The organism is Bacteroides sp. 519 (assembly GCF_010500955.1).
Classification (GTDB): Bacteria; Bacteroidota; Bacteroidia; order Bacteroidales; family Bacteroidaceae; genus Bacteroides.
Map to the genome: position 1 here is coordinate 1 of NZ_QVMJ01000179.1, position 262 is coordinate 262.

At 46.2% G+C, this 262-nt stretch carries 1 protein-coding gene; it reads left to right on the forward strand.

The genetic code is table 11. The annotated features are described in order from the left end of the window. Positions 1–262, forward strand: a 262-nt coding sequence (locus D0T85_RS22430; RefSeq protein ID WP_163215697.1) for a hypothetical protein, incomplete at both ends; no start/stop codon positions are given.

A 262-nucleotide genomic window follows, 5' to 3' on the forward strand; every position in this document is an offset into this window, starting at 1 on the left:
ATGAAGCTCACTGGTGCTGTGGTGTTGCTTGGGGCTGCCCTGCTGCTGACCTCAGGGGGAAATTGTGGCATTTGCCCAGCTATCAAACAGGAAGTGACTTACTTTCTCGGCCCGTCCGTGTCTGACTATGTTAATTACGTGAGCAAATACAGCAACGACTCTGCCATATTAGAAAATGCTGAAAATCTGAAGAAATGTGTTGATGGCAAGTTGACTGAGGAAGACAAAGCAAATGTCCAGAGTTTGGTGGACAAAATAGAAG